This is a genomic window from Psychrobacter sp. (genome assembly GCF_035469765.1).
Classification (GTDB): domain Bacteria; phylum Pseudomonadota; class Gammaproteobacteria; order Pseudomonadales; family Moraxellaceae; genus Psychrobacter.
The window spans coordinates 1-8610 of record NZ_DATIRM010000117.1; the positions used below are offsets into that span (position 1 = coordinate 1).

An 8610-nucleotide genomic window follows, 5' to 3' on the forward strand; every position below is an offset into this window, starting at 1 on the left:
GCTTTGACCTACCGCTCTGAAATTGATCATAAGATGAAGATTGCTGAAACCTATCCGATAGCCGCAGCACTGGGTATTAATCCAGTTCAAGTTAATGAAATGGAATTGACGACACCACAATCAGTAAACTTTGATTTCCAAACTGGTGTTAATCCAACTACTTTGGCCACGGCAAAAGTACGCTGGGTACCGTGGAGTGATTTTGTCATCACACCGCCACTATATAATCAGGTTAGCACAAGCGCTGCACGTCCTAACGGTTTAGATCTTGTCGAGTATGAAGATGACCAATGGCAAGTAGAGTTGGGTTTGGCTAAGCGTATAGCACCAGCGTTAGCGGTTAGTGGTACAGTTGGTTGGGACAGCGGTGCTGGTAATCCAGTCACTTCTCTAGGTCCAATTGAGGGCTACTATAGTGTCGGTCTTGGTGCCAAGTATAACTTCACTGAAAACTGGGCAGTGTCAGCAGGTGGTAAATACCTATGGTTCGGTGATGCCAAAGGTCAATTACCAACAGATAAAATCGTTGGTGATTTCCAAGACAATGATGGCTATATCCTTGGCATGAAGCTTTCATATCAAGGAAAGTAACACTTTATTTTAGATAACCACAGTATAAATAAAAAAGCGATCCATGATGGGTCGCTTTTTTATTGGCTGAATTAAGAAGTCTAATTGTATATAGACGGTGGAAGGCAATATCAATACATCACGTACTGCTAGTATTAATTTTTCTTGCTTGCTGTGCCTACCCAGATAGAGGCTGCAAGAACTATCCTAGTGACACTGTGTCTACTCTAAAATGAATGGGTGATAACTGCCAGATTGATAGACGTAGAGAGATGATTACGCTCATCTTTTTATTACGTTAATTGATGACACAATGAGATTTAGCGCGAGCTAGCATTGAAGAAATCTAATGATATTTAATCAGCCAATAAAAAGCCTCACTACTGTTAGAGTAGCGAGGCTTTTATATTTAACAACAGTAATGACAAAGTGCTTATTTGTTTAAGTTCATTTCCATCTCTTCAAACTTCGCTGAGACGGACGCTTTTGGACCACCCGTCATGATGCTAACAGCAAAGATGGCGATAGTACTTAAGATAAAGCCCGGAACGATAGCATATAACCAGCTATTTAGCGCCATACCGTTCATCTGGAAAGGACCATAGATCCATAAGATAACAGTTAATGCACCAACGACCATACCTGCGACAGCACCATTTCGGTTCATGCCACGCCAGATAAGACTAAAGATAACCAACGGTCCAAATGCGGCGCCAAATCCTGCCCAAGCGTTAGAAACTAAACTTAATACAGAGCTTTCAGGATTAGAAGCAAGTAAAATGGCAACTACTGCAACTACGATAACTGACAGACGGCCTACCATTACTTGGCGTGCTTCTGGTGCATCTCTATCAAAAAACAGCTTATAAACATCTTTAGTTAATGAGCTTGATACGACTAATAGTTGTGATGAGATAGTACTCATGATCGCGGCTAAAATAGCGGCTAACAAGAAACCAGAAACCAGTGGTGTGAATAAGAATTGTGTAAATACTAAGAAGATAGTTTCAGGATCTTCTAAAGTCATCGCTGTTTTTTGTACATAAGCGCGACCCGCAAAGCCAGTCATCAATGCACCAATCAGGCTGACAATCATCCAGCTCATACCGATATTACGCGCAGTAGGGACATCTTTGACTGAGCGAATTGCCATAAAGCGTACGATGATATGCGGTTGACCAAAGTAACCCAAACCCCATGCCATTAACGAGACAATACCTAGGATACTCATACCACTAGTAATATTAAGCAAGCTTGGATCGATGTTGCGAACTGCTTCAGTAGTGGCTGAAATGCCGCCAAGATCAGTAAAGGCGACGACAGGTACGATGACCATCGCAAACAGCATGATGATGCCCTGTACAAAGTCAGTCATCGATACGGCTAAGAAACCACCGAACAGTGTATAGGCAACGACCACACCAGCGGTCACCCATAGACCTGTGCTATATGATAGGTTCAGTGAGCTCTCAAAGAGTTTACCACCACCCACCAAACTTGCTGCGGTATAGACGGTAAAGAATAAGATAATAACCACTGCTGAGATAACACGCAGCATGTGCGACTTATCTTCAAAGCGATTTGCAAAATAATCCGGTAAAGTGATGGCATTGTCAGCGATTTCGGTATAAACACGCAGACGTGGTGCCACGATGATATAGTTTAAAAATGCACCCAATGTCAAACCAAGTGCAATCCATATGCTAACGACACCGTCCGCATACATATAACCAGGTAAACCAAGTAATAACCAGCCTGACATATCTGAGGCACCTGCCGATAGTGCAGTAACGGCTGGACCTAGATTACGACCGCCAAGCATATAGCCTTCAGTATCGTTTGATTGCTTGAAATAAGCATAAATCCCGATGCCAATCATCACTAAGAAATAGGCGCCAAGTGATATCAGCACGCCACTAGAAACTCCGTTCATATAAACTGTCCTTAACCAACAAGGTTGGCGGTTATTATTTTTAACAAGAAAACGTAAGTCTTACCAAATGATAGTAAAAACAATATTTAAAGACGAAAAAAGCCATTAAGTAGGGCATAATGGCTTTTATTCTATATTTTCTGTTAGTTTTATAGGATTGATGCTGTTTGGGAACCAATAATCTTGAAGTGATACTGGCAGAAAAAGGGCAAACAGACCTCTATTTACTATGTCAAAGGCCTGTTATCTGCGTATCGCTACTAAATATTATCCGCTTATATAACCAATCGTTTAAAACCATTAAACCTACTGTTTACTATCATATATTACTAAAACCGTTCAATATATGATTATCAGTGTTAGTTCGGTAAACTTATGTTATAAAATTAACGTCAGGCGTATTATAACGCATGAGTGTGACAAATGCGAATTTGATCGCTTATAACAGATAATAGCGCTTGGTTATTTACTAACACTGCCCCGCCTAGCAATCTTTAGCGAATAGCACCTTATTCAATCGGTGCTAGCAAATCTAATAGTGCAGTAACGCTGCTTGATTGGGTCAGTTTTGGGTTAATTACCACGCCTAAATGACGCTGCAATTCTATATTGTCTGCCATATCAATGCGTTCTAAATCTTGGCTAATCATGGTTTGCGGTAACACTGACCAACCAAGTCCTACAGATACCAGCATCCGAATAGATTCAAGCGGATTGGTGCTCATGGTGGCATAGGGCTTTAGATTGTGTTTGGCAAATTCAGCCAAAGTAATCTGACTGGTAAAGGTATTGGCAGATGGCAAGATAGCAGGGTAGCGCGCTAATTGCTCAAGTGTCACATTAGACTTAGTGGCTAAAGGAGATAAGGCACCAGTCATAAAGTAGAGCGGATCTGACCATAGCGTATGATAGGTCAAGCGCTTATCATAAACAGGCGGCAGCGTCAAAAAGGCTAATGACAAATCACCATCAAGTACTGCTTTATGTGCCGTTTCTGAATCAACAAAATGCACCTCTAACTGTACGGCAGGATAGGCTTGGATAAAATGCTTAAGCACAGGTGCCAAATGATGTAAGCCTATATGGTGACTGGTGCCAATGACAAGCTTGCCAGATACAATATGCTTAGAATGTTGGAGATTGATTTTGAAGTTTTCATAGTCCTCAAGCCAACGTTTGGCATGTGGTAACATCTCACTAGCAGCTTGGGTAGGTACGATGCCGCGACCCACTGTATCAAATAAAGTGATGTTGAACTCGTCTTCTAGATTTTTGATGCGTTTACTGACAGCAGGCTGAGTGATAAACAGCTTTTCTGCTGCACCTGAAATGCTGCCTGTTTGCATAACCATCACGAATGTCGTTAAGTTCGTAGTATTCACACCGATGTCCTTAGCTAAATAATAAGCTATAAATATAAGTTGGCTGACCCAGTCACAATGTATTAGAAATAAAAGTTTGGGACTATACAAAAATCATCAATTATTATTATAGGATTAGCCTGCTATAATCACAAGACATCAAGACGTATTGAGACATATTTATTGTATTTACTTGATAATTTGCGCCATAAATCTTATTTTAAGTGCCGATTATAGTAATTATCATTTTATATTAGAGTAAAAACCTAGCGCCCTATGGGCTAGGTAAACGAAACATTAAGTCATTAGCCAATAAAAAGGATAGCAATATGGCCGGTCAAACGTTATATGACAAACTTTGGAATGCTCACGAAGTCACCAAGCGTGATGATGGATCGAGCCTGATTTATATCGACCGCCATTTGCTGCATGAAGTGACAAGTCCACAAGCGTTCGAGGGTTTGGATTTGGCTAATAGAGCGCCGTGGCGTCTGTCAGCTAATATTGCCAGCCCTGACCATAATGTGCCGACAGTCACCAAAGAACGTTCAGAAGGTGTGGCAGGTATTAAAGATAAAGTATCTCGCCTACAAGTACTGACGTTAGATGATAACTGTGCCAAATTTGATATAGCTGAGTTTACGATTAATGATGCGCGTCAAGGTATCTTGCATGTCGTGGGTCCTGAGCAAGGCTTGGTATTGCCTGGTATGACCGTCGTTTGCGGTGATTCACATACCGCCACTCATGGTGCACTTGGCTGCTTAGCGCACGGTATCGGCACCTCTGAAGTTGAGCATGTATTGGCCACCCAGTGTTTGATTCAAAAAAAATCAAAAAATATGCAAATCCGTGTCACGGGTGAGCTTGGTGCTGGCGTGACTTCAAAAGATGTCGTATTAGCTATCATTGCAAAAATCGGTACCGCGGGAGGGACAGGGCATGCGATTGAATTTGCTGGTCAAGTCTTTGAAGATATGAGCATGGAAGGTCGTATGACCGTCTGTAATATGGCGATTGAAGCAGGTGCGCGCGTCGGTATGGTTGCGGTCGATGATACGACTATTAACTATGTCAAAGGTCGTCCTTATGCGCCGAATGAGTCGCAGTGGCAGCAAGCAGAAACGTATTGGCGTACTTTTTATTCAGATGATGACGCCGTATTTGATAGCGTGATTGAGATTGATGGTAGTCAAATTGCGCCGCAAGTCTCTTGGGGTACCTCACCTGAAATGGTAGTTGATATCACCCAATCAGTGCCAACGCCAGATCAAGCCATTGATGAGGCACAAGAAGAAGGTTGGTTACGCGCTTATACCTATATGGGCTTGCAAGCGGGTCAAAAAATTACCGATATTCAGCTGGATCGTATCTTTATTGGCTCTTGTACCAACTCGCGTATCGAAGATTTACGTGATGCCGCCGCCGTGATTAAAGGTCGTAAAGTTGCTGATAATATCAAAGAAGCGATTGTCGTTGCTGGCTCTGGGCAAGTAAAACTTCAGGCGGAAGCAGAAGGCCTAGATACCTTGTTTACGGATGCAGGTTTTGAATGGCGTGAGCCTGGCTGCTCGATGTGCCTTGCGATGAATGCTGATAAGCTTGAGCCACAAGAGCATTGCGCTTCGACCTCGAACCGTAACTTTGAAGGCCGTCAAGGTAATGGCGGTCGTACGCATTTGGTCAGTCCAGCGATGGCAGCGGCAGCTGCATTGGCAGGTCACTTTGTGGATGTGCGAACGTTTTAGTTATTACGCGTCATTTAATAATAAGCACAATATTGATAGGAAATACTATGCAAGCTTATAACACCCAAAAAGGTATCGTTTGCCCACTTGATCGCGCAAACGTCGATACCGACCAGATTATTGCAAAACAGTTTTTGAAGTCTATTAAGCGTACCGGTTTTGGCGTCAATTTATTTGATGATTGGCGTTATCTCGATGAAGGCTATCCGGGTCAAGACAACAGCACACGTATTATCAATCCTGACTTTATTCTGAATAAGCCACGCTATCAGGGTGCTAGCATCTTACTAGCTCGTCGAAATTTTGGCTGCGGCTCAAGCCGTGAACATGCGCCTTGGGCACTTTCAGAGTATGGCTTTCGTACGGTTATTGCACCAAGCTTTGCCGATATCTTTTATAACAACTGTTTTAAAAATGGCATGCTACCGATTGTATTGGACGAAGAAATCGTTGACACCTTAATGAAAGCAACATTTGCTAACGAAGGCTATGAGCTGACTGCAGATCTTGAGCGTCAAGTAGTCATCACACCAACGGGCGAAGAATATGCATTTGAAGTTGATGACTTCCGTAAGCATTGCCTATTAAATGGTCTTGATGATATCGGACTGACGTTGCAGCAAAGCGATGCGATCAAAGACTATGAGCAAAAAATGATGCAAAAAACGCCTTGGATATTCAATGAAGTCAAAGCGTAGTCGTAGTGATTGGTATTATTAACCTTATGAATAAGAGGATCAAACAGCCAATCGCAAGCAAATAACGTAAATAGTAAGCCACCATAAAAAATAGCTCAGCGCTAATACAGCGTTGAGTTATGGTGAGTAAGTGGCTAAAATGAAGGGTAATCTGTTTTTACCTTATTATAATTTTCACTTGATAAATAGTAGCCGCTATTATGAATAAAATACGTTTTGCTGTTTGGACAAGCACGTTTATTGCCGCAAGCTTAGGGCTATCTGGTTGTCAGGCGTTGACAGGCTATCAACAGATAGAGCAAGCAGAAAGCGCAAAGGTATGGACGGGTACTATTAAACCGATCGCTGGTGAAGTAAACATTGCCTGTGTCGGTACCTATCACTGTGAGATTGTGCAGATAGACCGTACTATGGTTATATCGCCTGAAACTCATAAGCCTGTGAACTCTAGTATGTTGGTTGCAATGAAGGCTACCAGCGAAGGTAAGAAAATCTTTACTAGCAGTAAGCATTCCAAAGTCACTATGACGATGGATATGACGCCACTTATGCATAATAATTCGATGAAGATTGTGCCATTATCAGCGTCTGCTATGCCAAGGCTAACCAATTATTATGCGCGGGTAAAGCCTGCTAAACGCGAAGTGCATGTGAATTTTTATCCAGAAAATAACGTGGGCTATGTAGAGCGCTTTGCAATGATTCATGATTTTTCGACACCGGGTACTTATCAGCTGCGTGCTTATCAAAATAAATCTGGTCAAAAATCCGGTAGCTTACTAGAAACGGCATCACCCGAGCCTTTATGTGTTGAACTTTATCAAGGAAATACGGTACAGCGTCGCTTTTGCAAGCAGATTGGTACTAACTATCAAGGAGAGTTTGCAGAAACTCGTGTCATCAAAGCAGCATCACCAAAAGTAAAAGCCAAAGTATAAAAGTATAATCGCTAAAAGTCTGTCGCCATGAGCGGATAGCAGAAGCAAGCATCAAATAAATAATAAAAGTTACTTAACCACAAGGATTAGTATGGCAACGATTTTAACCTTAGCAGGCGATGGTATCGGCCCTGAAATCATGACCCAAGCCATTGATGTGCTGAATGCTGTCAATAATAAGTTTGCGTTAGGTTTGACCCTTGAATCTGGATTGATCGGCGGTGTGGCATTCGATACAACTGGGGAACCTCTGCCAAAAAAAACATTACAACGTGCGCGTGCAGCAGATGCAGTGTTATTGGGTGCGGTTGGTGGTCCTAAGTGGGATGGTATTGAGCGTAGTAAACGCCCTGAGCGTGGTCTGCTTAAAATTCGTAGCGAGCTTGGCTTGTTTGCCAATCTACGTGTGGCTAAACTTTATCCGCAGCTTGTGAATGCCTCAAGTATCAAACCTGAGATTATCTCGGGCTTAGATTTGCTGATTGTTCGTGAGCTGACAGGCGGTATTTATTTTGGTGAGCCGCGCGGCATTCGTACGTTAGAGAATGGTGAGCAGCAAGGTTATAACACCATGGTGTATAGTACGAGCGAAATTACTCGTATCGGTAAGGTTGCTTTTGAATTGGCGAAAACCCGTGCGCAAGCGGCGGGTACACTTGCCAAAGTTTGTTCGATAGACAAAGCCAACGTCCTAGAAGTGACTGAGCTTTGGAAGCAGACGATGATTGAGCTACAGCAGGCAGAATATAGCGATGTGGCGTTATCTCATATGTATGCTGACAATGCTTGTATGCAGCTGATTAAAGATCCTAAGCAGTTCGATGTTATGGTAACAGGCAATCTATTTGGTGATATCTTATCTGATGAGGCAGCGATGCTGACAGGCTCTATTGGTATGTTGCCATCAGCAAGTCTCGATGAATCTGGCAAGGGTATGTACGAGCCTTGTCATGGTTCAGCGCCTGATATCGCAGGACAAGATAAAGCCAATCCATTGGCGACCATCTTATCTGTCGCTATGATGCTGCGTTATACCTTTAAACAGGAAGTAGCAGCACAAGCGATTGAGCAAGCAGTAAGTGATGTTCTTGATGACGGTCTACGCACGCTTGATATTTTAGACAGCAGTGAAGCTGGACTAAAGCAAGTAGGGTGCCAAGAGATGGGGCAGGCAGTATTGGCTAAGCTGGTATAAGCCAAGCTCTGCTTTGAGCGTAAGCAACACTTACCCAAGATAAGAAAATGAACCCATAAATTGCTTGGCAGTTTATGGGTTTTTTATACTGTATATGTTGAACCGTGCCTTATTGTAAATAAACCGGCGATTTTATTCACCCTATTAACAAAGTTAGGGCAAGAATG

7 protein-coding genes are annotated in these 8610 nt (G+C 42.6%); 5 read left to right on the plus strand and 2 right to left on the minus strand.

The annotated features are described in order from the left end of the window. The coding region (locus VLN09_RS03230; protein ID WP_325243761.1) for an outer membrane protein transport protein at positions 1-591 on the plus strand (591 nt) is incomplete at its 5' end. Between the two features lie 412 nt (positions 592-1003). Here the strand turns inward: VLN09_RS03230 and putP are convergent. Together putP and VLN09_RS03240 are read right to left on the minus strand one after the other, a co-directional pair. Next, the gene (putP, locus tag VLN09_RS03235; RefSeq protein ID WP_325243762.1) at positions 1004-2503 is read right to left on the minus strand and encodes a sodium/proline symporter PutP; all 1500 of its coding nucleotides are present in this window, start codon (positions 2501-2503) and stop codon (positions 1004-1006) included. 509 nt (positions 2504-3012) lie between these two features. Further along, positions 3013-3885 carry a LysR family transcriptional regulator gene (locus tag VLN09_RS03240; RefSeq protein ID WP_325243763.1) on the minus strand — a complete coding sequence of 291 codons (873 nt, stop codon included), beginning with the start codon at positions 3883-3885 and terminating at the stop codon, positions 3013-3015. Positions 3886-4193: 308 nt separating this feature from the next. On the opposite strand from VLN09_RS03240, the gene leuC reads away from it, so the two are divergent. From leuC to leuB, 4 genes are all read left to right on the plus strand, one after another. After that, the gene (leuC, locus tag VLN09_RS03245) at positions 4194-5612 is read left to right on the plus strand and encodes a 3-isopropylmalate dehydratase large subunit (RefSeq protein WP_325243764.1); all 1419 of its coding nucleotides are present in this window, start codon (positions 4194-4196) and stop codon (positions 5610-5612) included. 47 nt (positions 5613-5659) lie between these two features. After that, the gene (gene leuD, locus VLN09_RS03250; protein ID WP_325243765.1) at positions 5660-6310 is read left to right on the plus strand and encodes a 3-isopropylmalate dehydratase small subunit; all 651 of its coding nucleotides are present in this window, start codon (positions 5660-5662) and stop codon (positions 6308-6310) included. 200 nt (positions 6311-6510) lie between these two features. Beyond that, positions 6511-7248, plus strand: coding sequence for a hypothetical protein (locus VLN09_RS03255; RefSeq protein ID WP_325243766.1), 738 nt, complete (start codon positions 6511-6513; stop codon positions 7246-7248). Between the two features lie 91 nt (positions 7249-7339). Beyond that, the gene (gene leuB / locus VLN09_RS03260) at positions 7340-8443 is read left to right on the plus strand and encodes a 3-isopropylmalate dehydrogenase (RefSeq protein WP_325243767.1); all 1104 of its coding nucleotides are present in this window, start codon (positions 7340-7342) and stop codon (positions 8441-8443) included. Positions 8444-8610 lie beyond the last annotated feature (167 nt).